General features: G+C 72.5%; 22 protein-coding genes and 1 pseudogene. 3 read left to right on the top strand and 20 right to left on the bottom strand.

Annotated elements, in window-relative coordinates; all coding sequences use genetic code 11:
* The first annotated feature begins 117 nt into the window (after window positions 1-117).
* A complete protein-coding gene (locus tag ACQPZG_RS23875) occupies window positions 118-1500 on the top strand; it encodes a GH1 family beta-glucosidase (protein ID WP_433547765.1) in 1383 nt (460 codons plus the stop codon).
* Window positions 1501-1662: 162 nt separating this feature from the next.
* On the opposite strand, the gene era is transcribed toward ACQPZG_RS23875, so the two are convergent.
* The 18 genes and pseudogenes from era to hrcA all read right to left on the bottom strand — a co-directional run bounded on the left by era (window position 1663) and on the right by hrcA (window position 18307).
* Window positions 1663-2616, bottom strand: coding sequence for a GTPase Era (gene era, locus ACQPZG_RS23870; protein ID WP_433547764.1), 954 nt, complete (start codon window positions 2614-2616; stop codon window positions 1663-1665).
* Window positions 2617-2719: 103 nt separating this feature from the next.
* Window positions 2720-3079, bottom strand: a pseudogene (locus tag ACQPZG_RS23865) (transglycosylase family protein); the annotation flags it as partial.
* Between the two features lie 400 nt (window positions 3080-3479).
* Window positions 3480-3866 carry a cytidine deaminase gene (locus tag ACQPZG_RS23860; protein WP_433547763.1) on the bottom strand — a complete coding sequence of 129 codons (387 nt, stop codon included), beginning with the start codon at window positions 3864-3866 and terminating at the stop codon, window positions 3480-3482.
* Window positions 3867-3898: 32 nt separating this feature from the next.
* Window positions 3899-4672: a hypothetical protein gene (locus ACQPZG_RS23855; protein WP_433547762.1), complete on the bottom strand. Its 774-nt coding sequence runs from the start codon at window positions 4670-4672 to the stop codon at window positions 3899-3901.
* A 233-nt stretch (window positions 4673-4905) separates the two neighbouring features.
* Window positions 4906-5262, bottom strand: coding sequence for an MmcQ/YjbR family DNA-binding protein (locus ACQPZG_RS23850; protein WP_433547761.1), 357 nt, complete (start codon window positions 5260-5262; stop codon window positions 4906-4908).
* Between the two features lie 61 nt (window positions 5263-5323).
* Entirely contained in the window at window positions 5324-6616 is a 1293-nt protein-coding gene (locus ACQPZG_RS23845) for a hemolysin family protein (protein ID WP_433547760.1), read from the bottom strand.
* Window positions 6613-7110, bottom strand: coding sequence for an rRNA maturation RNase YbeY (gene ybeY / locus ACQPZG_RS23840; RefSeq protein ID WP_185026313.1), 498 nt, complete (start codon window positions 7108-7110; stop codon window positions 6613-6615). The genes ACQPZG_RS23845 and ybeY overlap by 4 nt, the downstream gene beginning before the upstream one ends.
* Before the next feature lie 14 nt (window positions 7111-7124).
* The gene (locus tag ACQPZG_RS23835; RefSeq protein ID WP_433547759.1) at window positions 7125-8177 is read right to left on the bottom strand and encodes a PhoH family protein; all 1053 of its coding nucleotides are present in this window, start codon (window positions 8175-8177) and stop codon (window positions 7125-7127) included.
* Between the two features lie 314 nt (window positions 8178-8491).
* Window positions 8492-9553 carry a carbohydrate kinase family protein gene (locus ACQPZG_RS23830; RefSeq protein WP_433549521.1) on the bottom strand — a complete coding sequence of 354 codons (1062 nt, stop codon included), beginning with the start codon at window positions 9551-9553 and terminating at the stop codon, window positions 8492-8494.
* A 346-nt stretch (window positions 9554-9899) separates the two neighbouring features.
* A complete protein-coding gene (locus ACQPZG_RS23825; protein WP_433547758.1) occupies window positions 9900-10808 on the bottom strand; it encodes a ribonuclease Z in 909 nt (302 codons plus the stop codon).
* A 119-nt stretch (window positions 10809-10927) separates the two neighbouring features.
* Window positions 10928-11287 carry a histidine triad nucleotide-binding protein gene (locus tag ACQPZG_RS23820; RefSeq protein WP_433547757.1) on the bottom strand — a complete coding sequence of 120 codons (360 nt, stop codon included), beginning with the start codon at window positions 11285-11287 and terminating at the stop codon, window positions 10928-10930.
* Between the two features lie 320 nt (window positions 11288-11607).
* Window positions 11608-12564: an ATP-binding protein gene (locus tag ACQPZG_RS23815; protein ID WP_433547756.1), complete on the bottom strand. Its 957-nt coding sequence runs from the start codon at window positions 12562-12564 to the stop codon at window positions 11608-11610.
* Window positions 12565-12862: 298 nt separating this feature from the next.
* Entirely contained in the window at window positions 12863-13555 is a 693-nt protein-coding gene (locus ACQPZG_RS23810) for a hypothetical protein (protein WP_433547755.1), read from the bottom strand.
* A gap of 44 nt (window positions 13556-13599) precedes the next feature.
* Complete coding sequence (locus ACQPZG_RS23805; protein ID WP_433547754.1) at window positions 13600-13992, bottom strand: VOC family protein; 393 nt, start codon at window positions 13990-13992, stop codon at window positions 13600-13602.
* A gap of 80 nt (window positions 13993-14072) precedes the next feature.
* On the bottom strand, window positions 14073-14816 hold the full coding sequence (locus ACQPZG_RS23800) for a 16S rRNA (uracil(1498)-N(3))-methyltransferase (RefSeq protein ID WP_433547753.1): 744 nt from the start codon (window positions 14814-14816) through the stop codon (window positions 14073-14075).
* A complete protein-coding gene (locus ACQPZG_RS23795) occupies window positions 14813-15913 on the bottom strand; it encodes a nitronate monooxygenase (protein ID WP_433547752.1) in 1101 nt (366 codons plus the stop codon). The genes ACQPZG_RS23800 and ACQPZG_RS23795 overlap by 4 nt, the downstream gene beginning before the upstream one ends.
* 243 nt (window positions 15914-16156) lie before the next feature.
* Entirely contained in the window at window positions 16157-17290 is a 1134-nt protein-coding gene (gene dnaJ, locus ACQPZG_RS23790; RefSeq protein WP_433547751.1) for a molecular chaperone DnaJ, read from the bottom strand.
* Entirely contained in the window at window positions 17291-18307 is a 1017-nt protein-coding gene (gene hrcA / locus ACQPZG_RS23785) for a heat-inducible transcriptional repressor HrcA (protein ID WP_433547750.1), read from the bottom strand.
* 161 nt (window positions 18308-18468) lie between these two features.
* On the opposite strand from hrcA, the gene ACQPZG_RS23780 reads away from it, so the two are divergent.
* Together ACQPZG_RS23780 and ACQPZG_RS23775 are read left to right on the top strand one after the other, a co-directional pair.
* Window positions 18469-19212 (top strand): MBL fold metallo-hydrolase, encoded by a 744-nt coding sequence (locus tag ACQPZG_RS23780; RefSeq protein ID WP_433547749.1) that lies wholly within the window; start codon window positions 18469-18471, stop codon window positions 19210-19212.
* A 35-nt stretch (window positions 19213-19247) separates the two neighbouring features.
* The gene (locus tag ACQPZG_RS23775; RefSeq protein ID WP_433547748.1) at window positions 19248-20072 is read left to right on the top strand and encodes a DUF3097 domain-containing protein; all 825 of its coding nucleotides are present in this window, start codon (window positions 19248-19250) and stop codon (window positions 20070-20072) included.
* A 158-nt stretch (window positions 20073-20230) separates the two neighbouring features.
* Here the strand turns inward: ACQPZG_RS23775 and hemW are convergent, their stop codons facing one another.
* Both hemW and ACQPZG_RS23765 read right to left on the bottom strand, forming a co-directional pair.
* On the bottom strand, window positions 20231-21463 hold the full coding sequence (gene hemW, locus ACQPZG_RS23770; RefSeq protein WP_433547747.1) for a radical SAM family heme chaperone HemW: 1233 nt from the start codon (window positions 21461-21463) through the stop codon (window positions 20231-20233).
* Between the two features lie 40 nt (window positions 21464-21503).
* Window positions 21504-23390: a SpoIIE family protein phosphatase gene (locus ACQPZG_RS23765; RefSeq protein ID WP_433549520.1), complete on the bottom strand. Its 1887-nt coding sequence runs from the start codon at window positions 23388-23390 to the stop codon at window positions 21504-21506.
* Between the last annotated feature and the right edge of the window lie 254 nt (window positions 23391-23644).

Here is a 23644-nt window from a genome sequence, read left to right as displayed (position 1 = left end):
CCTGACGTGCCGGCCCACCGGGGCGACGGCGCACGGGCCGGCCTGCCGGACAGCGGCCGGGAAGTCCTGCCGCCCGGTCGTTGACAGGGCCCTCGGGGCGTACCCACCATCTCCCCCATGACTTCGCTGCCGCCCGATCCGGCACTCCCGGCGCACTCGCCGCTTCCTCGCTTCCCCGCCAACTTCCTGTGGGGCGTGTCCACTTCGGCCCACCAGATCGAGGGGGCGGCACGCGAGGACGGGCGCGGTCCCTCGTCCTGGGACGCCTTCGCCGCCGAGCCCGGACGCATCAAGGACGCCTCCGACGCGTCCGTGGCCGTCGACCACTACCACCGCTATCCGCAGGACGTGGAGCTGCTCAAGAACCTCGGGGTGGGCGGCTACCGCTTCTCCGTCTCCTGGTCACGGGTACTGCCCCAGGGGGCCGGGGCGGTCAACACGGCGGGCCTCGACTTCTACGACCGTCTCGTCGACGCCCTGTGCGAGGCGGGGGTGCGCCCCGTGCCGACCCTCTTCCACTGGGACACGCCGCTGGCACTGGAGGAGGCGGGCGGCTGGCTTCAGCGGGACACCGCGTACCGCTTCGCCGCCTACGTGGACGTGGTCGCCGCCCGCCTCGGCGACCGCGTGGGCCGCTGGATCACCCTGAACGAGCCCGCCGAACTCACCATGCTGGGTCACGCGTTGGGGGCGCACGCGCCCGGCAAGCGGCTGTTGTTCGACGCGCTGCCCGTCGCCCACCACCAGCTCCTCGCGCACGGCCTCGCGGTCGACGTGCTGCGCACCCGCGGCTCCGGCAGCATCGGCATCGCCAACTCGCACGGCCCGACCTGGCCGGCCTCGGACTCCGAGGAGGACCGCGCCGCCGCCGACTTCTACGACCTGCTGCTCAACCGCCTCTTCGCGGAGCCCGTGCTGCTCGGCGCCTACCCCGACGGCATCGCCGACATGCTGCCGGGCCCCGTCGCCGACGACCTGAAGCTGATCTCCGAGCCGCTGGACTGGTACGGGATCAACTACTACCAGCCGACCGGGGTCGGCGCGCCGGACCCGAAGGCCCCCACCGAGTTCGCGGGCATCACCGTCCCGCCCGAGATGCCGTTCTCCCTCCGCCCCGTCGAGGGTCACCCGCGCACGGCCTTCGACTGGGCCGTCGTCCCCGAGGCCCTCACCGAACTCCTCGTGTCGTTCCGCGACCGCTACGGCGACCGGCTGCCGCCGGTCGTCATCACGGAGAACGGGTGCAGTTACCCGGGCCTGGACGACCGGGAACGGATCGGCTTCCTCGACGGCCACCTGCGGGCACTGCACGACGCGATGGAAGCGGGAGTCGACGTACGCGGCTACTTCGTGTGGTCCCTGCTGGACAACTGGGAGTGGGCGGAGGGGTACGCACAGCGGTTCGGCCTGGTGCACGTGGACTTCGACGGCGGCACCCTGGACCGCACGCCGAAAGCCTCGTACCACTGGTTCCGCCGCACGCTCCAGGCCCAGCACTGACCCCTGGGTCAGCCCCCCCTCGGGCGGCGGGGCCACCCTTCGCGTCAGCCCCCTGGGCGGCGGGGCCGCCACCGGGGGCGGAACGGGCGGGCAAGGGGGCGGCCCCGCCGGAGGTGCATCCCCTCTCCCTGCGCCCCGCCACCCGTAGCCTCGAACCCCCGTTCAGAACCCCAGCTTCCGCAACTGCTTCGGATCCCGCTGCCAGTCCTTGGCGACCTTCACATGCAGGTCCAGATACACCGGCGTCCCGAGCAGCGCCTCGATCTGCTTGCGGGACTTCGTCCCGACGTCCTTGAGCCGCTGCCCCTTCGGCCCGATGATGATGCCCTTCTGGCTCGGCCGCTCGATGTAGACGTTCGCGTGGATGTCGAGCAGCGGCCGGTCGGCGGGCCGGTCCTCCCGGGGGATCATCTCCTCGACGACGACCGCGATCGAGTGCGGCAGCTCGTCCCGTACCCCTTCCAGTGCGGCCTCGCGGATCAGCTCCGCGACCATCACCATCTCCGGCTCGTCCGTGAGGTCGCCCTCCGGGTACAGCGGCGGGCTCTCGGGGAGCATCGGCGCGATCAGGTCGGCCAGCAGGGACACCTGCTCGTCGCCGACGGCCGACACCGGCACGATCTCCGCCCAGGCGATGCCCAGCTCGCGGCCGAGCTCGTCGATCGCTAGGAGCTGCTCGCGCAACTGCTTCGGTCCGACGAGGTCCGTCTTCGTCACGATGGCGATCTTCGGGGTCTTCTTGATCCCGGCGAGTTCCTTCGCGATGAACTTGTCGCCGGGCCCGAGCTTCTGGTCGGCGGGAACGCAGAAGCCGATCACGTCGACCTCGGCCCAGGTGGTCCGCACGACGTCGTTCAGCCGCTCGCCGAGCAGGGTGCGCGGCTTGTGGAGGCCCGGGGTGTCGACCAGGATCAGCTGGGCGTCCTGCCGGTGCACGATGCCGCGCACGGTGTGCCGGGTGGTCTGGGGGCGGCTGGAGGTGATGGCCACCTTCGTGCCGACCAGAGCGTTCGTGAGGGTGGACTTGCCCGCGTTGGGGCGGCCCACGAAGCAGGCGAAGCCGGCCCGGTGGGGGGCGGGGCCGGCTGCGGGGTTTTCGGGAGTACGAGCGCTCATGCGGCCCATTCTCCCCGATGTACGCCGAAGGGCCGACCAGTGGTCGGCCCTTCGCGGGTGGTGCGGGGCGGCGGCCGGGGAGGCCGGGCCGCCACGGGGGTCAGGACAGGCCGGCCTTCGCGCCGCAGGAACCCCAGGCGCCGGGGCCCTGGGCCGCGAGGACCTTCTCGGCGACGGCGATCTGCGCGGCCTTGCTCGCCTTGTGGGCGCTCGGCGCGTGGGCGGTGCCGCCGAAGGCGGACCAGGTCTGCTGGGTGAACTGGAGGCCGCCGAAGTAGCCGTTGCCGGTGTTGATGGCCCAGTTGCCGCCCGACTCGCACGCCGCGACCGCCGACCAGTTGGCGCTGGAGGCCGCGGAGGCGCTGCCCGTACCGGTGAGGATCATGGCCGCGGCGGCGCCGGCCGTCACGACGGAACCGGTGATGCGGCGGGCGGCGGTGGTGCGGATCAGGGAGGAGAACACGCGGTGGCCTAACTCTGGGGGACGTGGTCCGCCGGGCCGGGGCTTCGCTCGCTGCCCCGTCCGGCGTGCTTCCACACTCCCAGCGCGACCGGGCCCGATCCACGGACCTTCGAGGGGTGGCGGCGGGACCTCGGTCCCGCCCCCGGGGCTCCCCTCCCCGGGCCGAAGGACCCGGGCCGAAGGACCCGCCGCGGGTGTCATGCGGCCGAGAAGAGCCCGGCCGCGAGAACCGGCCGGGGGTCGCCCGGCCCCCGCCGCGGCCCTCTGTGCGCTGCCTCACACGCGGGGCGACGCGGCATGCCCCTCCGGCCGTGCCGCCGCCCCTCCGGCGCGCGGGTCCACGCCCTCGCCCCGGGGCGAGCACGGGATCCCGGGACCCTGTGGGCTCCCGGTTCCCGGCTCACACCTCGACGCGCGTCCTGACCACCGCGTCCGGCCCCGCCACCAGAACGGGAGTGCCGGGGCCGCCCAGGTCGCGTACCGCCGCGAGATCGGCCTCGGCGGGCGCCGGGGCCGCGGTGACGACGGCCGCCGCCTCCAGCGAGGCGGCGCCGCTCGCGACGGCCATCGCGACAGCCGTCTGCAGGGCACTCAGCCGCAGCGAGTCGAGGGCGACGGTCCCGGCGACGTACGTCCGCCCGGTCTCGTCGCGGACGGCGGCTCCCTCCGGCACCCCGTTGCGGGCCCGGGTGCTGCGCGCGAGAGTGAGGAGCTTCTGGTCCTCGGGGTCGAGGGGGGCGGCCTGGGGGTCCTCGGAGGACGGGGAAGTGGTCATGCCCCCGAGCATAGGAAGCCCCGTGGCCCGGCCGCTCGTCCGGGTCAGGCCTTCTTGCCGTCCTGACCCTCGGCTCCAGCCTTCTCGGCCTTGGCGACGGCCTTCGTGAAGGACTCCGTGAAGGTCTGGACGTCCGCCTTCGTGAAGCTGATCTGCATCACCGACACGATGGCCCCGCCCACGCGCGCGTGCGCCATGTCGTACTGGAGGGCGGGCATCTCCGGGTCCTCGGTAACGATCTTGAGACGGACACCCTGGGAGCCCTGGCCGGCCTTCGGCACGGAGAGGTCCTCGTAGTTCACGGTGGCCTTGTCGCCTTCGAGTTCGGCGGTGAAGGTGCGGCACGCCTCGGGGACCGGCTGGTCCTTGATCAGCTTCGTGGCCTCCGCCTCGGTGTAGCCGGTGACGCCGTGCACGACGAACGGGCCCTCCTGCGACTTGGTGAAGGCGATGATGCCGGTGCTCTGCGGCTTCGGGCCCTGCTTGTCCCCCACCACGCCGTCGAGCAGGAACTGGCACTGCTTCTTGTCGGCCTCGCCGGCTCCGAACTCGGCATTGCCCGCGTCGCTGGAGGACATCTCGGTGTCCTTGCTCCACCCGTTGGGCATGTCCTTGACCTCCAGCAGGGCGGACTCCGCCTGGCGCTGGGTGAGCGGCGCGGCAGCCGTCGGCGTCGGCGTCGGCGTGGCCGTCTTCACCGGCGCCTTCGTGGCCGCCGACTCCTTCTCCGCGTCCGCGGCACCCCCGCACGCGGTGGCGAGGAAGAGGGACGAGGCGGCCAGGCCGAGGCCGGCCACGCGGAGGGTACGAGTACGCACGGGTGCTCCTGATGCAGGTGTTCGCATTGTTTGCGCGAATTTAAACGGCGAGTAAAGAAAACGCCAAATCCGCACGGGTGTTCTGTCGGCGTGCTGTCCGGCCGGCCACCGCCCCGGCACGACGCCGACGCCTTCGCCTTCTCGCACGCGGATCCTGCTGCGCCGGGCGCCCTTCGGCGGAGGGGCGGGGCCCGAGGCGGTACCGGCCGGGGCGGTCAGGGGCGTCAGGGGTGTCAGGGGCGGTCCAGCGTCAGCCGGACCGCCCGCGGCAGGCCCGCCACCACCAGGTCGTACGAGTCCTCGATCAACTCGCGCACCAGCCGGTCGGGGACCGTGCCGTCGAGGGTGACGGTGTTCCAGTGCCGCTTGTTCATGTGCCAGCCGGGAGCGATCGCCGCGTACTGGGCCCGCAACCGCAACGCCTGCTCCGGGTCGCACTTGAGGTTCACGCCGAGCGGCACGGAATCGAGCGCGCTCAGCGCGAACATCTTGCCCGCCACTTTGAAAACGGACGTCTGCGGAGTGAAAGGGAACTCCTCGACGGCTCCGTTGAAGTCGAGGCACAGCGCACGAAGCCGTTCGGGAGTCATTCCCGCATTATCGACCCGCCACCGCCCCCGGGGCGCGTGTTCCCGTGACCCGGCCGGGCTCTCAGCCCGGCGTGTCCTGCGGCGCGGTCTCCTCCTCCGCCAGCACGGTCACGATCTTGTTCCGGCGCCCCGCGGGCGACTCCGCGGTGAGCCGCACCCGCCGCCCGTCGGGCAGGTCCACCCTCGCCGAGGCGCCCGCGATGGGCACTCGGCCCAGCGCCTTCGCCAGCAGTCCGCCCACCGTCTCGACGTCCTCGTCGTCGAACTCGTCGAGCCCGTAGAGCTCCCCGAGGTCGTCGATGTCCAGTCGTGCGGTGACCCGGAAGCGGCCCTGACCCAGCTCCTCGACCTGGGGGACCTCCCGGTCGTACTCGTCGGTGATCTCGCCGACGATCTCCTCCAGGATGTCCTCGATCGTCACGATTCCGGCCGTGCCGCCGTACTCGTCGATCACCACCGCGACGTGATTGCGCTCCTGCTGCATCTCGCGCAGCAGGTCACCGGCGTTCTTGGTGTCCGGAACGAAGACCGCCGACCGCATCGCCGTCGACACCGGATCGGACTCGGAGTCCCTGTTGACGTGCGTCTTGCGCACCAGGTCCTTCAGGTAGACGACGCCGACGACGTCGTCCTCGTTCTCGCCGGTCACCGGAATCCGCGAGAACCCGGACCGCAGGGCCAGCGTCAGCGCCTGACGGACCGTCTTGAACCGTTCGATGGAGACGAGGTCCGTACGGGGCACCATCACCTCGCGCACCAGGGTGTCGCCCAACTCGAAGACGGAGTGGACCATGCGGCGCTCGTCGTCCTCGATGAGCGACTCCTGCTCGGCGAGGTCGACCATCGCGCGCAGTTCCGCCTCGCTCGCGAAGGGCCCCTTGCGGAAACCCTTTCCGGGCGTCAGCGCGTTACCGATCAGAATCAGCAGCTGCGGAACGGGGCCCATGATCCGCGCCAGCGGCAGCAGCACGTACGCCGAAGCCGTCGCCGTGTTCAGCGGGTGCTGACGGCCGATGGTCCGCGGCGACACCCCCACCGCGACATAACTGACGAGGACCATCACGGCGATGGCGACGAGCAGCGCCTGCCAGGTCTTGTCGAAGAGTTCCAGGAAGCCGTACGTGACGAGGGCGCCCGCCGCCATCTCGCAGGCGACGCGCACCAGCAGCGCCACGTTCAGGTAGCGGGTGGGGTCGGCGGCGACCTGCGCCAGCTTCGCGCTGCCGCGTTTGCCGGCCCGTACCGCCTCCTCCGCACGGAAGGTGGAGACCCGGGCCAGACCGGCCTCCGCGCATGCGGCCAGCCACGCCACGACCACCAGGGCGACGGCGCCCAGGACGAGTTGGGCGCTCATGAGACGGTCGGCGCCGGGGACGGACCGGTGAGGCCCTTCTCCGCCCGCCAGCCGTCGACGATGGCGGCCTGGAGGCCGAACATCTCGGTCTTCTCCTCGGGCACCTCGTGGTCGTAGCCGAGGAGGTGCAGCACCCCGTGCACGGTGAGCAGCTGGAGCTCCTCGTCCATGGAGTGCTCCGTGGGGGCGTCCTTGCCCTGCTGTTCGGCCACCTCCGGACAGAGCACGATGTCACCGAGGAGCCCCTGCGGGGGCTCCTCGGCGTCCTTCGTCGGCGGACGCAGCTCGTCCATCGGGAAGGACATGACATCGGTGGGGCCGGGGAGGTCCATCCACTGGATGTGCAGCTGCTCCATGGCGTCGGCGTCCACGACGATCACCGACAGTTCGGAGAGCGGGTGGATGCGCATCCGCGCCAGGGCGTAGCGGGCGATGTCGAGGATCGCCTGCTCGTCGACCTCGGTTCCGGACTCGTTGTTGACGTCGATCGACATGGTGCGCTGTGGCTCTACTTCCCGGTCCGGCCGCCCTGCCCCTGCTGGGCCCCGGTGCGGCTGTCGTACTGCTCGTACGCGTCGACGATACGGCCGACGAGCTTGTGCCGTACGACATCCTCCGACGTGAGCCGGGAGAAGTGGATGTCGGGGACGTCGCCCAGGATCTCCTGCACCTGCCGCAGACCGCTCTTCGTGCCGTTCGGCAGGTCGACCTGGGTGACGTCACCGGTGATGACGATCTTCGAGTCGAAGCCGAGGCGGGTGAGGAACATCTTCATCTGCTCGGTGCTGGTGTTCTGCGCCTCGTCGAGGACGACGAACGCACTGTTGAGGGTGCGGCCGCGCATGTACGCCAGGGGCGCCACCTCGATCGTCCCGGCGGCCATCAGCCGCGGGATCGTCTCGGGGTCCATCATGTCGTGCAGCGCGTCGTAGAGCGGGCGCAGATACGGGTCGATCTTGTCGAAGAGGGTGCCCGGCAGGAAGCCGAGGCGCTCACCGGCCTCGACGGCGGGGCGGGTCAGGATGATCCGGTCGACCTGCTTGGACTGGAGTGCCTGTACCGCCTTCGCCATGGCGAGGTACGTCTTGCCGGTGCCGGCGGGGCCGATGCCGAAGACGACGGTGTTCTTGTCGATGGCGTCGACGTAGCGCTTCTGGTTGAGGGTCTTGGGGCGGATGGTGCGGCCGCGGTTGGAGAGGATGTTCTGGGTGAGCACCTCGGCGGGGGTCTCGGCGACCGCCCCGCCGTGGCTCCCGCCGCTGCCGTTGCCGTTCGCCCTGAGCATGGCGATCGAGCGTTCCACTGCGTCCTCCGTCATCGGCTGCCCGGTGCGGAGCACCAGCATCATCTGGTCGAACAGCCGCTGGATGAGGGCGACTTCCGCGCTCTCGCCGGTAGCGACGATCTCATTGCCCCGGACGTGGATGTCGGCCGCCGGGAAAGCCTTTTCGATCACGCGCAGCAGGGAGTCGCCGGATCCGAGCACCATCACCATGGGGTGCGTGGCGGGGATCTTGAACTCGGCGCGGGCCTGCGGCTGCTGTGTGGGTGACTGAGTCATGGGCCGGCACTGGGGCCTGCACATACCTCCCGTTGCAGGGTTCTCGCTGCTCGACAACCTCTGACACCAAGCGTACGACCCGCCGCTGACAACACCGAGGGGTTTTGCCCACGGGCCTTCGGGCGCGGGCCTCTCCGGGCGGGACTTTCGCGGGCGGACGTCGTGCTCGCGGGCTCCTTCCGGGCGGGGTTTTCGCGTGCGGGGCCTTTTCGCGTCCGGGCCTTCGCGTCCGGGCCTTCGCGTGCGGGCCTTCGTGTGCGGGCCTTCGTGTGCGGGGAGCCGGCACGCCGCGTCGCCGCGTCGCAGGGGGCCGTTCACGCCTTGAATCCGATCGTTGGAACCGCCCTGCGCAACGGCCAGGGGCGGGCGTCGGCAGGCAGCAGTGCGTCCAGGAAGGCGTACCGCCGCAGCGCCTCCTGGTCCTGGGCGTCGAACCCCTGGACCTGCTGCCACCACGCGCCGACCTCCGCCCAGCCGGGCGCGGACAGCGACCCGCCGAACTCCTGTACGGAGAGCGCGGCGGTCAGCCCGGCGAAGGCGAGCCGGTCGGCGAGCGGCCAGTCCGCGAGGGTCCCGGTGACGAACCCGGCGACGAACACGTCCCCGGCACCCGTCGGGTCGAGCGCCTCGACGGCGATGGCGGGGACCTCGGCGGTCTCCCCACTGCCGCCGTCCACGGCGTACGCGCCCTCCGCCCCCAGCGTGACGACGGAGAGGGGAACCTTGTCGGCGAGCTTGCGGGCGGCCCGGCGCGGGCAGTCGGTGCGGGTGTAGCGCATGGCCTCCTCCGCGTTGGGGAGGAATGCCTCGCAGTGCTCCAGATCGGCGAGCGACGCCAGGTCCCAGCGCCCGGTGTCGTCCCAGCCGACGTCCGCGAAGACCCGGGCCCCGTTGCGGGCGGCGGACTCCACCCACTGCTGGTGCCGGCCGGGAGCCAGGGAGGCGATGGCGGCACGCGCGCGTGGCGGGCAGTACGGGAAGGGATCGGGGCCGCCGGGCGGCGGGGCCTCGTGGCCGTGCGACACCATGGTGCGCTCGCCCTCGTAGGCCATGGAGACGGTGACCGGGGAGTGCCAGCCGGGAACGGTGTGGGACATGCCGAGGTCGATGCCCTCGCCGTGGGCCAGGGCGTCCCAGCAGTACTCGCCGTAGTGGTCGTCGCCGAACGCCGCGGCGAGGGAGGTACGCAGGCCGAGTCGGGCGAGCGCGGTGGCCATGTTGGCGACGCCGCCGGGGCTGGAGCCCATGCCGCGGGCCCAGGACTCGGTGCCGCGCACCGGCGCGCTGTCGAGGCCCGTGAAGATGATGTCGAGGAAGACCGTGCCGGTGAGGAACACGTCGCAGCAGGGCCCGTCGGGGGTGCGCAGGCCGTCCAGCGGGTCGAGCTGTGCGGCGGGACCGCTGTCGTCCCTGCGGTGGCTGTGCCGTCCGTGGCTGTGGTGCGGGCCGGTGGCGTCGCGCTGTCCGCCGCTGTCCGGTCCTCCGTGTCGGCCACCGGCTCCGTCGTGGCCAGCGGTCACTGTGTGCGTGCTCACCGTGCGCTCCCGTGGTGTGGTGCGGATGCAGGCCAGTGTGCACGATCCGTCGCCGGAGGCCGGTCCCGTATGAAGGGCGCGGCAGCGGCGCGCCTCGGACCCCGCCGGTGCTCCCGGCCGACGCGGTCCGCGCGAGGTGGCCGCGGCGGTCACGGGTGACGCCGTACGGGGCCGGAGGCGACCGCGTTCAGGCCCGCCGTGCGGGCAGGGGCACCCGGGCCAGGTCGGACGCCACGGTCAGCTCCCCCTCGTACCCCGCGGCGCGGGCCTGCCGCTCGAACTGTGCGGGATCGCTGTAGCGCTGCGAGAAGTGCGTGAGCACGAGGTGGCGTACGCCCGCGTCGCGTGCCACGGCCGCGGCCTGTCCCGCCGTCAGGTGACCGTGGTCGGTGGCGAGCCGGACGTCCTCGTCGAGGAAGGTCGACTCGATGACGAGCAGGTCGCAGTCCTGTGCCAGGGCGTGCACTCCCTCGCACAGACGGGTGTCCATGACGAACGCGAAGCGCTGTCCCGGACGGTGCTCGCTGACCTGGGCGAGGGTGACGCCGTCCAGGGCGCCGTCGCGCTGGAGCCGTCCGACGTCGGGCCCCTCGATCCCGTGTGCGGCGAGCCGCTCGGGGAGCATCCGACGGCTGTCCGGTTCGACGATCCGGTAGCCGTACGACTCGACGGGGTGCGACAGTCTGCGCGTTTCGAGGGTGTACGTGGCGGTCGTCGCCAGGGTGCCGTCCGCGGCCACCGGGGCCTCGGTGAGCCGTACCGTCTCGCGGTAGGCGGTGGCGTACCGCAACCGCTCGAAGAAGTGCTGCCCGCTCGCCGGATAGTGCGCGGTGACCGGGTGCGGGACCCGGTCGAGGTTGATCCGCTGGATCACCCCCGCCAGGCCCAGCGAGTGGTCGCCGTGGAAGTGGGTGACACACAGGCGGTGGATGTCGTGCGCGGCGATCCCGGCCCGGAGCATCTGGCGCTGGGTCCCCTCGCCCGGGTCGAACAGGAACCCCTCCGCGCCCCAGCGCAGGAAGTAGCCGTTGTGGTTGCGGTGGCGGGTGGGGACCTGGCTGGCGGTGCCGAGGACCACCAGTTCACGGGGGGACATGGCGGCGTTCCTGTCGTCCTGGGAAGCGGGGCCCGTCGGGGCCGGTCGGGCGGGGCCCGTCGGGGCCGGTCGGGGGTCTGCACGGGCCCCGGGACGGCCGGGACGGGAGTGCCGGCCGGCTAGCCGGGCGGCCAGTTGAGGCCACGGCCGCCCAGGACGTGGGCGTGCGCGTGGAAGACGGTCTGGCCCGCGCCCGACCCCGTGTTGAAGACGAGGCGGTAGCCGCTGTCCACGATCTTCTCGTCGATGGCGACCTGGCCCGCTTCGCGCAGCACGTCGGCGGCGACCCCGGGCTCCGCGGCGGCCAGCGAGGCGGCGTCCGGGAAGTGGGCCTTGGGGATGACCAGGACGTGCGTGGGGGCGTGCGGGTTGATGTCGCGGAACGCCACGGTCGTGTCGGTCTCACGGACGATCGTGGCCGGGATCTCCCCCGCGACGATCTTGCAGAACAGGCAGTCCGCCTGCGGTTCCCCTGCCATGGAGGGCCTCCTCGTGATGGTGCCTCGCGCACCGGTGGACGTGCTCCCGACAGCCGTGCTCGCGCACCGGACGGAAGTGATCGCGTACGGGCGCATGCTATCCGTCGGCGCCCGCGCCCGGCCGCTGCCGAGAGACCGCGGGCGGCACGGGGCGAGGTCGGGCCCGTCGAAAGCGAGCGCGCCGGCCCGGGGCGGGGCGGGGCTGTACGGTACGCCGCGGGCCCGGCGGGAGCGGGCGCGCCGGCCCGGGGCGGGGCGGGGCTGCACAGCACGCCGCGGCCTCGTCCTCTGTGAAGGGACCGCCCCGTCGCCCGTGCCCGCTAGAGCTGTCCCAGTTCCGCGAGCAGGAGTTGCCCGTACTCGCGGTGCGCCAACGGCAGCCGGTAGCTGCCGTCGTCGTCCGCCAGCACAACCGACGCGTCGACCAGCGCGGCCAGTTCCTCGTCGCTCGCGAAGACAGTGCGCACCTGCTCGGCGGTGAAGCTTCCGGTGAACGCGGACAGCCTCGCCCACAACAGGCGTTCCGCCCGCCCGCACAGGTCGTGGCTCCACGCGATCGACCTCAGGAGGGTGCGGTGCCGGGCGGGCCGCTGCGGGCCGTGTATCAGCACCCCGAACCGCGCCCCCGGTTCGCACAGGCTGCCGTACAGCTGCTGCGGCGTCGTCGACCTGCCGAGGGTGCGGGCGGCGAGGAGCACGCTCAGCGGGTCGCCGTCCAGGCGTTCGGCCAGCAGCCGGGTCCAGAAGACCGGCAGGTCGACGCCCTGCGTCGCGGCCTTCTCGCGGAGGAGTTCGACGGTGTGTTCCCGCGACAGGGGGTGCAGCGGGACCCGCTGCTCGTCGGGCACGCCGATCGGGGTGCGGCTGGTGAGCACGATCTGCAGGCCGGGGCAGGAGTCGTGCAGTCTGCCGACCAGGTAGGCGCAGCCGGCCCGTACGCGTTCGCAGGTGTCCAGGACGAGCAGTCCGCGCCGGCCCGCGAGCAGTCGCACCACGGCCTCCGTGGGGTCGGTGCCGCTGCCGGGGGCGGTCCCGGCGTGCAGGGCGGCGGCGACGGTCTGCGGGACGAGAGCGGCGTCCGCGCAGTCGGAGAGGTCGCAGTGGTGGACGGGGAGGTCCGTGACGGTCTCCGCGAGGCGGGCGGCGAGATGCGACTTGCCGACTCCGGCGGGGCCCGTGAGGGTCACCAGACGGGTCTCGGCGAGCAGTTCGAGGAGCGTGCCGAGGCCCGGGCCGTGGGGGGTGCGGGGCGTGGGGAAACGGTAGGCGGGGGGCATGCGACCACTCTGGCCGGGCCCGGGGCGTCGCGCGCCTGTGGGGGCCGGAGATCCGTACACCTAATTCCGTCGGCGGGGAGCACGTAGGTATGCGCGCCGGGGTGGTGGCTCGGGGGACCGTGCGGGGTGGTGGTTCCGGGAACGGTGCGGGGTGGTGGTTCCGGGAACGGTGCGGGGTGGTGGTCTCGGGGATCCGCGCGGGGCGGTGGTCCCGGGGATCCGTGCGGAGTGGGTGGTTCTGGGGTCCGTGCGGGACCGTGCGGGCAGGGGGTTCTGTTCGCGCCGGGGCGTCAAATGTTCACTTCTGCGGGAAGCAGCTGCACGTGGGCTCCGGGTCGCGGGTCGGCGCGGGGTCGGGCGGCGGGTCCGGGCGCGGGGCAGCGGTCACGGTGACCGTGACGGTGGGGGCAGGGGCGGGGTCGCGGGTGGGCGCCGGGTCACGGGGCGGCTGCGGGCTCCGGGTGGGCTGCGGCGGGGGTTCACGGGTGGGCTGCGGGGGCCGTTGGGTGGGCCGTGTCGTGGGCCCGTCGGTGCGGGCGTCGCAGTCGCCGAGCACACTGACCCGGAACACGGTGCGGTTCGCCACCTTCGCCGTCAGATCGCCCCGTACGCAGCGCCCGTCGCGTTCGTCGGTGACCTTGCCGTTGATGCGTATCTCGCGGCCGTTCCCGGTCTGCCCCTCGCAGGCGACGGTGGCGACTTCGCGCGCGCCGGGGGTGGAAGTGACCACCGAGGGGCGGGGATCGGGGTCCGGTCCGGTGGAGACGCCGCCCCGCTCACCGACCGTGGACGTACAGGACAGCCAGGCGACGTCGACACCGGCCCGCTCCAGGGCCGCGGTGCCGGTCCGGTCGGTGGTGAGCGCGACGGCGAAGGAGCCCGGACCGCCCCCGTCGCCCGGCTCGCACGCCGTCACCCCCGCGACCACCGCACCGGCCACGCCGATCGCCGCGAGGGTGCGCCGCTGCCGTATGCGTCCGGTTGCCCCCATGGGGGGCAGCCTCCCACCGGCCGCCGGGAACCAACAGGCGCATTTCAGCCGCCCAGCAGCAGCCACTCCTGGAGCTCCACCAGGTTGCCCTCGGGGTCCTTGAGGTGGGCGACACGCATGCGCTCCGTCAGCAGGCCCGGCCCGTGCACCAGCTCCGCGCCCCGTCCCGTGATCTCTTCGCAGTACCCGTCCAGGTCATCGACGCGCAGCACGACGAACGACCTGTGTCCGACGGGCTCCCGGGACAGCTCCCCGAGGAGTTCGGCCATCGCGGCCCGGTCCTGCAGAGCGATCCCCGCCGACCCGGTGGACGGCGAGAACCTCTCGTACGGCCCGTCGGCGAAGCCCGACTGCGGCTTCAGTCCCAGCACCTCCCCGTAGAAGCGATAACAAGCGGCGAAGTCCGAGACCAGCAGCCGGACCTGTGCGAGTTCCATGACGCTCTCCTTCGACGAGGACGCTCGTGGTTCCATGCCGTCGTGCCCGGGTCCTCAGCCCCGGCCCGGGGCCCGGTGGTTCAGGACCACCGCCCGGTGCGCCCCAGCAGCAGCGCGGTCGCCGCCGTGCCCGCCGTGGACGTACGCAGCACACTGCGGCCCAGCCGGTACGGTTTCGCACCCGCCTCGGCGAAGACCGCGAGCTCCTGCGGCGACACGCCCCCTTCGGGTCCGACGACCAGCACGATGTCACCCTCGGCCGGCAACGGCGCCAGCGCCAGCGCGCCGCTGTCCGCGTCCCGGTCCTCGTGCAGTACGGCCGCGAAGTCGGCGGCGGCCAGCAGCGCGCCCACCTGCTTGGTGCTCATCACGTCCGCGACCCGCGGAAAACGGAGCCGACGCGACTGCTTCCCCGCCTCGCGTGCGGTGGCCCGCCACTTGGCGAGCGACTTGGCCCCCCGGTCGCCCTTCCACTGCGTGATGCAGCGTGCCGCCTGCCACGGCACGACGGCGTCGACACCGGTCTCGGTCATCGTCTCGACGGCCAGCTCGCCCCGATCCCCCTTGGGGAGCGCCTGCACCACGGTGATCCGCGGCCGGGGCTCGTCCTCGACGACCGTCCCGGTGACCTTCACCACCAACCGGTCCTTGCCCTCGGCGGCGACGACGACACCCTCTGCGCCACTTCCGGCCCCATCGGTCAGCACGACGTCCTCGCCCGCCGTCAGACGCCGTACGGACACCGCGTGGCGTCCCTCCGGGCCGTCCAGGACGTACTCGCCGCCCTGCGGCACGCTCTCCACCACGAACACCGGCGCCGTCACGACGTCGACCTCCTCAACGCCATCTCCGTCCACGCCGAGTCGGCCTCCGCGCCCAGCACCTGCACGAGCCGCCCCGCGGGCAGGTCCCGCGCCAGCCGGTGCCCCTGCCCCGCCCACAGCGCCATGCCCTGCGCGTCCCCGACGCGGGCCGCGGCCCTGCGCAGTCCGGCGGTCATGTAGTGCACCTCCGGATAGGCGGAGGGGGCGTACGGGCCGTGCTCGCGCATGAACCGGTTGACCAGGCCGCGCGCGGGCCGCCCGGAGAACGCGCGGGTGAGTTCCGTCCGTACGAACAGCGGGTTCTTCAGCGCCTGCTTGTGCATCGCGTGCGCGCCGGACTCCGGGCAGGCCAAGAACGCCGTCCCCAGCTGTGCCGCGTCCGCCCCGGCGGCCCGTACGGCGGCGATCTGCGCCCCGCGCATCAGCCCCCCGGCGGCGATGACCGGCAGCTGCACGGTCTCGCGGACCTGCGTCACCAGCGCCAGCAGGCCGATTCCGCCGCTGCCGTCGGTCTGCGGGTCGTCCTTGTGCGTGCCCTGGTGCCCGCCCGCCTCGATCCCCTGCACACAGACCGCGTCCGCACCGGCCCACTCGGCGGCCTGTGCCTCCTCCGGCGTGGTGACGGTGACGACGGTGTACGTCCGGACGTGCGCGAGGGCGTCGAGTTCGTCCCGCGAGGGGCAGCCGAAGGTGAACGACACCACGGGGACCGGGTCGTCGACGAGGAGCGCGAGTTTGGCCTCGTACCCGTCGTCGGTGCCGTGCAAGTCCTGCCGCTCGTCGATCGGCGTCTCGTACCAGGCGCTCTCGCTGGCGAGCTGCTGCCGGTACAGGTCCAGGGCAGCCGGATCGGCGGCGGGCTGCGGCAGGAAGAGGTTGACCCCGAAGGGCTTGGAGGTCAGCGCGCGCAGCTGCTTGATCTCCTCGTACATCCCGTCGGCGGTCTTGTACCCGGCGGCGAGGAAGCCGAGCCCGCCCGCATCGGACACCGCGCCGGCCAGCTCGGGACGGGAGACCCCGCCGGCCATCGGCGCCTGCACGATGCCGCGCCGGCACAGCTCACCCAGCGCGGGGACCACCCTGGACTCAACAGACATGCCCGCATCGTTTCACGGCCGGGCCGGGTCGCCGAATCGAACCGGAACGGGGCCGGACCTGCTGGTCCGGCCCCGCCACGTTCGAACAGACTTCGGCGGCCGTCGAAGGACGACCGTCGGCGTCGAGAAGTCAGCCTCTCGCGGCCCATTGCAGGCGTCCTTCAACCGCGAGAACAACCCCTGCTGCCCGGGTTGCCCAGCCCCCGGGGGACGACCCCCGAACCCCCAGCCGAGACCCCCACCTCACCGCCCGTTGAACGCATCCTTCAACCGCGAGAACAACCCCTGCTGCCCGGGCTGGAACTGCCCCGTGGGCCGTTCCTCGCCGCGCAGTTTCGCGAGCTGGCGCAGCAGGTCCTCCTGCTGCGGGTCCAGCTTGGAGGGCGTCAGCACCTCGACGTGCACGATCAGGTCACCCCGGCCGCCGCCCCGCAGGTGCGTGACGCCGCGCCCGTGCAGCGGCACCGACTGGCCCGACTGCGTGCCCGGACGGATGTCGATGTCCACCACCCCGTCGAGCGTCTCCAGCGGCACCTTGGTGCCGAGCGCGCCCGCCGTCATGGGGATGGTCACGGTGCAGTGCAGGTCGTCGCCGCGCCGCTGGAACGTCTCGTGCGGCTGCTCGTGGATCTCCACGTACAGGTCGCCCGCGGGACCGCCGCCCGGACCGACCTCGCCCTCGCCCGCGAGCTGGATCCGGGTGCCGTTGTCGACGCCTGCCGGGATCTTCACCGTGAGCGTGCGACGCGACCGTACGCGGCCGTCACCGGCGCACTCCGGACACGGCGTCGGCACCACCGTGCCGAAGCCCTGGCACTGCGGGCAGGGCCGCGAGGTCATGACCTGGCCCAGGAAGGACCGGGTGACCTGCGAGACCTCACCGCGCCCGCGGCACATGTCGCAGGTCTGCGCGGACGTGCCCGGAGCCGCACCCTCGCCGCTGCACGTCGTGCAGACGACGGCGGTGTCGACCTGGATCTCCTTGGTGGTGCCGAAGGCCGCCTCGTTGAGGTCGATCTCCAGCCGGATCATGGCGTCCTGGCCGCGGCGGGTCCGCGAGCGCGGGCCGCGCTGGGAAGCCGTGCCGAAGAAGGCGTCCATGATGTCGGAGAAGTTCCCGAAGCCGCCCTGACCGAAGCCGCCGGCTCCGCCGCCCGCCTGGGACAGCGGGTCGCCTCCGAGGTCGTAGACCTGCTTCTTCTGCGGGTCCGACAACACCTCGTAGGCGGCGTTGATCTCCTTGAAGCGCTCCTGAGTCTTCGGGTCCGGGTTCACATCCGGGTGAAGCTCACGCGCAAGACGCCGAAACGCCTTCTTGATTTCGTCCTGGGACGCGTCGCGGCGCACGCCGAGTACGGCGTAGTAGTCGGTGGCCACTTACGACTCCGCCAGGATCTGTCCGACGTAACGTGCCACTGCGCGTACCGCTCCCATCGTTCCGGGGTAGTCCATGCGGGTCGGTCCGACCACGCCTAGTTTGGCGACTGCCTCGTCGCCCGAACCGTAGCCGACTGCGACCACGGACGTAGAACTGAGTCCTTCGTGAGCGTTCTCATGACCGATACGTACGGTCATGCCGGACTCCGTCGCCTCGCCGAGCAGCTTCAGCAGAACGACCTGCTCCTCCAGCGCCTCCAGTACGGGGCGGATGGTGAGCGGGAAGTCGTGGCCGACACGGGTGAGATTGGCGGTACCGCCGATCATCAGCCGTTCCTCGGTCTCCTCGACGAGTGTTTCCAACAGAGTCGCCAGAACCGTCGAAACGGTTCCCCTGTCCTCCGGCTCGAACGACTCGGGAAGTTCCTGCACCAGCTGCGGCACGTCGGCGAAGCGACGGCCCACGATGCGACTGTTGAGCCGGGCCCGCAGATCGGCCAACGACATCTCGCCGAACGGCGCCGGGCAGTCGATCATGCGCTGTTCGACCCGGCCGGTGTCGGTGATCAGCACCAGCATCAGCCGGGCGGGCGCCAGCGACAGCAGCTCCACGTGCCGCACCGTGGAACGCGTCAGCGACGGGTACTGGACGACCGCGACCTGCCGGGTCAGCTGCGCGAGCAGCCGCACCGTACGGGCGACGACGTCGTCCAGGTCGACGGACGCGTCCAGGAAGTTCTGGATGGCACGCCGCTCCGGCGTCGACAGGGGCTTGACCCCGGCCAGCCGGTCGACGAACAGCCGGTAGCCCTTGTCGGTGGGGATGCGCCCCGCGCTGGTGTGCGGCTGCGCGATGAAACCCTCGTCCTCCAGGGCTGCCATGTCGTTGCGGACGGTGGCCGGGGAGACGCCGAGCTGGTGCCGCTCGGTGAGGGCCTTGGAACCGACGGGTTCCTCCGTGCCGACATAGTCCTGGACGATGGCGCGCAGGACTTCGAGTCTGCGTTCACTGAGCATCGCGCACACCTCCAAGCCGTGATGTTCCCAGGTGAATGTGGGGCTTCTTCCCTGGGGACCTGCCTGGCACTCCCCTCGGGTGAGTGCCAGATTCCCCGGGTAAGTGTACGGCGGCGGGGTGCGCCCGGGGCAAGGGCGGCAGCTCACGCTAGCGTCACGGTATGGACTTGCGCTGGGAAGAGCTCGACGGGAAGGCAGGCTGGGAACGTCTCGCACCGGGGGTCGGCAGGCGCCGGCTGCCGGGCTGGGACGCCACTGTCGGGCTGGTGGCGGGCGCCCAGGGGGCGCTCCTGTACGACACGGGGTCGACCCTGCGCGAAGGCGCCGAGATCCGCGCACAGGCCCAGACGCTGCTCGGCCGCAGAGTGACGCACATCGCTCTCAGCCACCCCCATTTCGACCACGTCCTGGGCACGGGAGCCTTCGCCGGCGCGGAGGTCCACGCCGCGGCCGGCATGGACGCCCTGCTCACCTCGCAGCGCGAGTCGCTCACCCGGGACGCGGTGCACCAGGGGGTCGAGCCGGGCGCCGCCGCCGCTTCGGCGGAGCTGCTGGCCGCCCCGCACCACCTGGTCTCCGGCGAACGCACCGTGGACCTGGGCGGCGGACGCACCGTCCTGCTCGCCAACCTGGGCCCGGCACACAGCGGTCACGACCTGGTGGCCCTCGTGCCGGACCCCGCGGGCGGCCCGCAGATCGTCTTCTGCGGCGACCTGGTGGAGGAGTCCGGGGAGCCGCAGGCGGGCCCCGACGCGGTCGCCGGGCGGTGGCCGCAGGCCCTGGACCGGCTGCTCGCCCTGGGCGGCGAGAGCGCCCTGTACGTGCCGGGGCACGGGGCGGTCGTGGACGCCGCGTTCGTACGGGCCCAACGCGACGCGCTGGCACGCCGGTTCCGGGCCTCCTGAGCCGCACACGGCGCGCGTGTCGTAGCGTCTGACGCATGCGCAGCTACAGCCCGGACTTCACCCCGCCGTGGAAGAAGTCGAAGCCCGTCCCCGAAGTTCCCGCCGACCACGACATGGTGGTCGAGGAGGTATCGACGGGGTTCTGCGGCGCCGTGATCCGCACCGAGAAGACCGCGGAGGGACCGACGGTCACCCTGGAGGACCGCTTCGGCAAGCACCGGGTGTTCCCGATGGTCCCCGCGGGCTTCCTCCACGAGGGCGAGCCGGTGACGTTGGTGCGGCCGTCCGCGGGCGCGGCCGCGCCGCGGCCCACCCGTACCGCCTCGGGATCGGTGGCCGTCGCACGGGCACGCGCGCGCGTGGCGCGAGCGGGCCGCATCTACGTGGAGGGCCGGCACGACGCGGAGCTGGTGGAGCGGGTGTGGGGCGACGACCTGCGCGTCGAGGGCGTCGTCGTGGAGTACCTCGAAGGCATCGACGACCTGCCGTCCGTGGTCGCCGGGTTCGGCCCCGGACCGGACGCGCGGCTGGGCGTCCTGGTCGACCACCTGGTGCCGGGCTCCAAGGAATCCCGCATCGCCGCCCAGGTGACGGACGCGAACGTACTGGTCGTCGGACACCCGTACATCGACGTGTGGGAGGCGGTGAAACCGTCCTCCGTCGGCATCCCCGCCTGGCCGTCCGTCCCACGCGGCCAGGACTGGAAGACGGGCGTGTGCCGGGCGCTGGGCTGGCCCGAGAACACGGGCGCCGCCTGGCAGCACATCCTGGGAAGGGTCCGCTCGTACAAGGACCTCCAGCCGGAACTGCTCGGCCGGGTCGAGGAACTGATCGACTTCGTCACGGCTCCGGAGGACTGAAATTCCTCACCGCACCTGAGGACCTCTCACGTGCCCGGGTGCGCTGTCGCCCGGCCGCGCACCGTCGGCCGCGCGGGTCCCGCCGTGGTCGTCGCCAGAATCCGCGCGGGTCCCGCCGTGGTCGTCGCCAGAATCCGCGCGGGTCCCGTCCCTCCCCGTCAGTCGACCAGGTCCCGCACCACCGCGTCCGCCAGCAGCCGCCCGCGCAGGGTGAGCACCGCGCGCCCCTGTGTGTAAGGACCGTCCTCCAGGAGACCGTCCCTTACCGCCTGCTCGGCGGCGGCCCGTCCCGCGGGCTTGAGCAGCGACAGCTCACAGCCCTCCACCAGGCGCAACTCCAGCAGGATCCGCTCGACGCGCCGGTCCTCCGCGGACAGCACCTCGCGGCCGGCTCCCGGCGAGCGGCCGTCGCCCAGCGCCTGCGCGTAGGCGCCCGGGTGCTTGACGTTCCACCACCGCACGCCGCCGACGTGACTGTGCGCGCCCGGCCCGGCGCCCCACCAGTCGGCGCCCCGCCAGTACAGCTCGTTGTGCAGGCAGCGCCCGGCGTCCGACGTGGCCCAGTTGGACACTTCGTACCAGGAGAACCCGGCCTCGGACAGTGCCGTCTCCGTCATCAGGTACCGGTCCGCGTGCACGTCGTCGTCGGTCATCGGGACCTCGCCGCGGCGGATCCGCCGGGCGAGCTGGGTGCCCTCCTCGACGATCAGCGCGTACGCACTCACATGGTCGGGGCCCGCGCCGATCGCCGCGTCCAGCGACGCCTGCCAGTCGGCGTCGGACTCCCCCGGCGTGCCGTAGATCAGGTCCAGGTTCACGTGGTCGAACCCGGCGGCCCGCGCCTCCGCCACGCACGCCTCGGGCCGCCCCGGGGTGTGGGTGCGGTCCAGGATCTGCAGCACGTGCCGGCGGGCGCTCTGCATGCCGAAGGAGACCCGGTTGAAGCCGCCCTCGCGCAGCTCCGACAAGTACTCCGGATCCACCGACTCCGGATTGGCCTCCGTGGTGACCTCGCAGTCGTCCGCGAGGCCGAACTCCTCCCGGACGGCCCCCAGCATCCGTACCAGATCGGCCGCGGGCAGCAGCGTGGGCGTGCCCCCGCCCACGAACACCGTCCGCACCGGCCGGGGGTCGTCCCCCAGCACCTTGCGTGCCAGGCGCACCTCCTCCACCAACGTCGCCGCGTAGTTGTCGCGGGACGCGAGAGCACCGCCCGAGCCGCGCAACTCGGTCGCCGTGTACGTGTTGAAATCGCAGTACCCGCACCGGGTGGCGCAGTACGGCACGTGCAGATAGAAACCGAGCGGCCGCTCCCCCGCCCCCCGCAGCGCGTCAGGAGGCAGCGCCCCGTCCTCGGGCATGGGCTCACCGTCAGGCAGTACAGAAGGCATGCCCCCATTGTCCGCCCTGCGGACGGCTCTTCCGCCCGCCCTACTCCGCCCGCAGCACCAGCAGCGCCAGATCGTCGTCCGGCGGCTCCGCCGCGAACGCGTGCACCAGCTGCCTGATCCTGTCCGCCACCCCCTGCGCGGACAGCCCCGTACACTCCGCCAGCGCGGCCGCCAGCCCCTCCCCGTCGTCGAACATCACCCGCCCGCGCCGCCGCTCGGTCACCCCGTCCGTCACGCTCAGCAGTGCCTCCCCCGGTCGCAGCACGAACGTCTCGCTCCCGTACGAGGCGTCGTCCAGCACCCCGAGCAGTACCCCCGGCTGCCCCGCGGCCCGTACGGCGCCGTCGGGCCCCAGTACCAGCGGCAGTGGGTGGCCGGCGCTGGAGACCGTGCAGCGCACCCCGCCGCCGTCGGCCCCGGACAACGGTTCCAGCTCACCGAAGAGCATCGACAGGAAGCGTGCCTGCGGGCCGTCGGGCAGGTCCTGCCCGCCCGCCGACGCGACCAGCCGGGCCGCGGCGTCGGCGGACTCCGTGGCGTCGTCGAGGAGCAGCCGGTTGAGTCTGTCCAGCACCTCCGACACCTGGTACCCCTCGCGAGCCAGCAACCGCAGCCACGGTCGCACCAGACCGGTGACCACCGCCGCCTCCGGCCCGTTGCCCTGCACGTCGCCGAGCGCGAAGCACCAGCGGCCCTCCCCCGCGGGAAAGATGTCGTAGAAGTCCCCGCCGGCCAGCCCCTCGCCCCGCGGCTCGTAGACGAGGGCAGTCGTCAGACCGGGAATCTCGGCGACCCTGCTGGGCAGCAGCGCCCGCTGCAGGACGCGGGAGATGGTGGCCTGCTGGGTGTACCGGCGGGCCGCCCCGACAGCGAGCGCCACCCTCCGCACGAAGTCCTCGATCAGCCCCGTCACCTCGTCGGGAACGCGGTGCAGGCCGGCTCTCCCCAGCATCAGGACCCCGACCCGCCGCCCGCCCACCACCATCCGGCACGCGAGCACCGCACCCGTCCCGCCGAGACCGTTCCCCGGGGCACCGCGCGCCGCCGCTCCCCACCACGGCAGCGGCACGGGGCCGCCGCCCGCGGACTCCGGCAACTGCGGCGGTTCCTTCTCCAGGAGCGCGCGCAGTTCCTCCCTGCACGCGGCACGCGCGTGCCAGACGCGGGCGAGCCTCGGCTGCGTCGTCGGACCGCCGCCCTCCGCGTCGAGCCATACGGCACACCAGTCGGCGAGCCGGGGCACCAGCAGCTGTGCGGCCAGCGCGACCACCATGTCCTGGTCGAACTGTCCGGCCAGCAGGTCCGACGCCTCCGCGAGAAAGGACAGTGCGCCCCGGTCGATCCACTCGGGGTCGTCGTCGTGCAGCGGTCGACGGGGCAGCGGAGCGAGGATCTCGGCGGCGCGCAGACCGCGCCGGAGCGCGCCGTGGGAGGCGTCGGGCACCGGGCCGGCGACCTGTCCGCCGCTCGGGCCGTGCTGCGCGTGATCCTCCAGCGGCAGGGCGGCCCAGACGGTCTTGAGGCCGGTGCGGTAGGTGACGCCCCAGCTTTCCGCGAGCTCGGCCACGAGGTGGAGGCCGTGCCCGTACTCCCGGGCGGCGTTCCTGTCCTGGGGCTGAGGTGCGTTGCGCACCACCCGTGAGGGATCGTGGTCGGAGACCTCGACGACGAAGGCGGCGGCGCCGTGTCGACCGGTGGAGTCGATACGGCAGAGGAGTTCGACGGTGGTGCCCGCGTGCAGCACCGCATTGGTGACGAGTTCGTTGACGACGAGAGCGGCGTCGTCCGCGAGCCGGGCGGCGAAGCCCTCGCCGTCCGGCACGAGACGGGTGCCGGACCACCCGGCCACGGCGGCCCGGACGAACTTCCGTGCGGCGGAGGGCGCGAGCGGGTTGCCCGGCAGGCTGGTGCGGGCCTCGGACTGGATCTCGCACCTCCGGCCGACGCGATCCGTTGCAGGTGTCGTCGGCCCGCAGCTGTGCAGAAACGGATGTCACGGTGCGGCGCCTGCTCGGTTGTCGCGGAGCCGCTTACGACAACCACAGGGTGACAGATCGAATCCGTCCGCAAGCACCGTGTCACCGAATTGCACCGTGAGGAGCGACGACGTGAGGAGAGAAGGCCCCGAGGAGCGATGGACGAGCCCGCAGGAAGCGGCAATCGGGCCGCTCTCCGTACCCA

Origin of the sequence: Streptomyces sp. CA-294286 (genome assembly GCF_050947155.1) — a bacterium.
Taxonomy (GTDB): Bacteria; Actinomycetota; Actinomycetes; order Streptomycetales; family Streptomycetaceae; genus Streptomyces.
Note: the sequence above shows the minus strand (reverse complement) of the source record. Positions and strands in the feature narration are given on the sequence as shown.

Coding starts and splice junctions, on each gene's coding strand:
- ACQPZG_RS23825 (WP_433547758.1), bottom strand. CDS start 10,808: ATGTCCCCCCGTGAACTGGTGGTCCTCGGCACCGCCAGCCAGGTCCCC.
- ybeY (WP_185026313.1), bottom strand. CDS start 7,110: ATGTCGATCGACGTCAACAACGAGTCCGGAACCGAGGTCGACGAGCAG.
- ACQPZG_RS23835 (WP_433547759.1), bottom strand. CDS start 8,177: ATGACTCAGTCACCCACACAGCAGCCGCAGGCCCGCGCCGAGTTCAAG.
- ACQPZG_RS23775 (WP_433547748.1), top strand. CDS start 19,248: ATGCGCAGCTACAGCCCGGACTTCACCCCGCCGTGGAAGAAGTCGAAG.
- ACQPZG_RS23860 (WP_433547763.1), bottom strand. CDS start 3,866: ATGCTCGGGGGCATGACCACTTCCCCGTCCTCCGAGGACCCCCAGGCC.
- ACQPZG_RS23850 (WP_433547761.1), bottom strand. CDS start 5,262: ATGACTCCCGAACGGCTTCGTGCGCTGTGCCTCGACTTCAACGGAGCC.
- ACQPZG_RS23805 (WP_433547754.1), bottom strand. CDS start 13,992: ATGGAACTCGCACAGGTCCGGCTGCTGGTCTCGGACTTCGCCGCTTGT.
- ACQPZG_RS23820 (WP_433547757.1), bottom strand. CDS start 11,287: ATGGCAGGGGAACCGCAGGCGGACTGCCTGTTCTGCAAGATCGTCGCG.
- hrcA (WP_433547750.1), bottom strand. CDS start 18,307: ATGCTCAGTGAACGCAGACTCGAAGTCCTGCGCGCCATCGTCCAGGAC.
- ACQPZG_RS23780 (WP_433547749.1), top strand. CDS start 18,469: ATGGACTTGCGCTGGGAAGAGCTCGACGGGAAGGCAGGCTGGGAACGT.
- ACQPZG_RS23795 (WP_433547752.1), bottom strand. CDS start 15,913: ATGTCTGTTGAGTCCAGGGTGGTCCCCGCGCTGGGTGAGCTGTGCCGG.
- ACQPZG_RS23810 (WP_433547755.1), bottom strand. CDS start 13,555: ATGGGGGCAACCGGACGCATACGGCAGCGGCGCACCCTCGCGGCGATC.
- ACQPZG_RS23815 (WP_433547756.1), bottom strand. CDS start 12,564: ATGCCCCCCGCCTACCGTTTCCCCACGCCCCGCACCCCCCACGGCCCG.
- ACQPZG_RS23845 (WP_433547760.1), bottom strand. CDS start 6,616: ATGAGCGCCCAACTCGTCCTGGGCGCCGTCGCCCTGGTGGTCGTGGCG.
- hemW (WP_433547747.1), bottom strand. CDS start 21,463: ATGCCTTCTGTACTGCCTGACGGTGAGCCCATGCCCGAGGACGGGGCG.
- era (WP_433547764.1), bottom strand. CDS start 2,616: ATGAGCGCTCGTACTCCCGAAAACCCCGCAGCCGGCCCCGCCCCCCAC.
- ACQPZG_RS23875 (WP_433547765.1), top strand. CDS start 118: ATGACTTCGCTGCCGCCCGATCCGGCACTCCCGGCGCACTCGCCGCTT.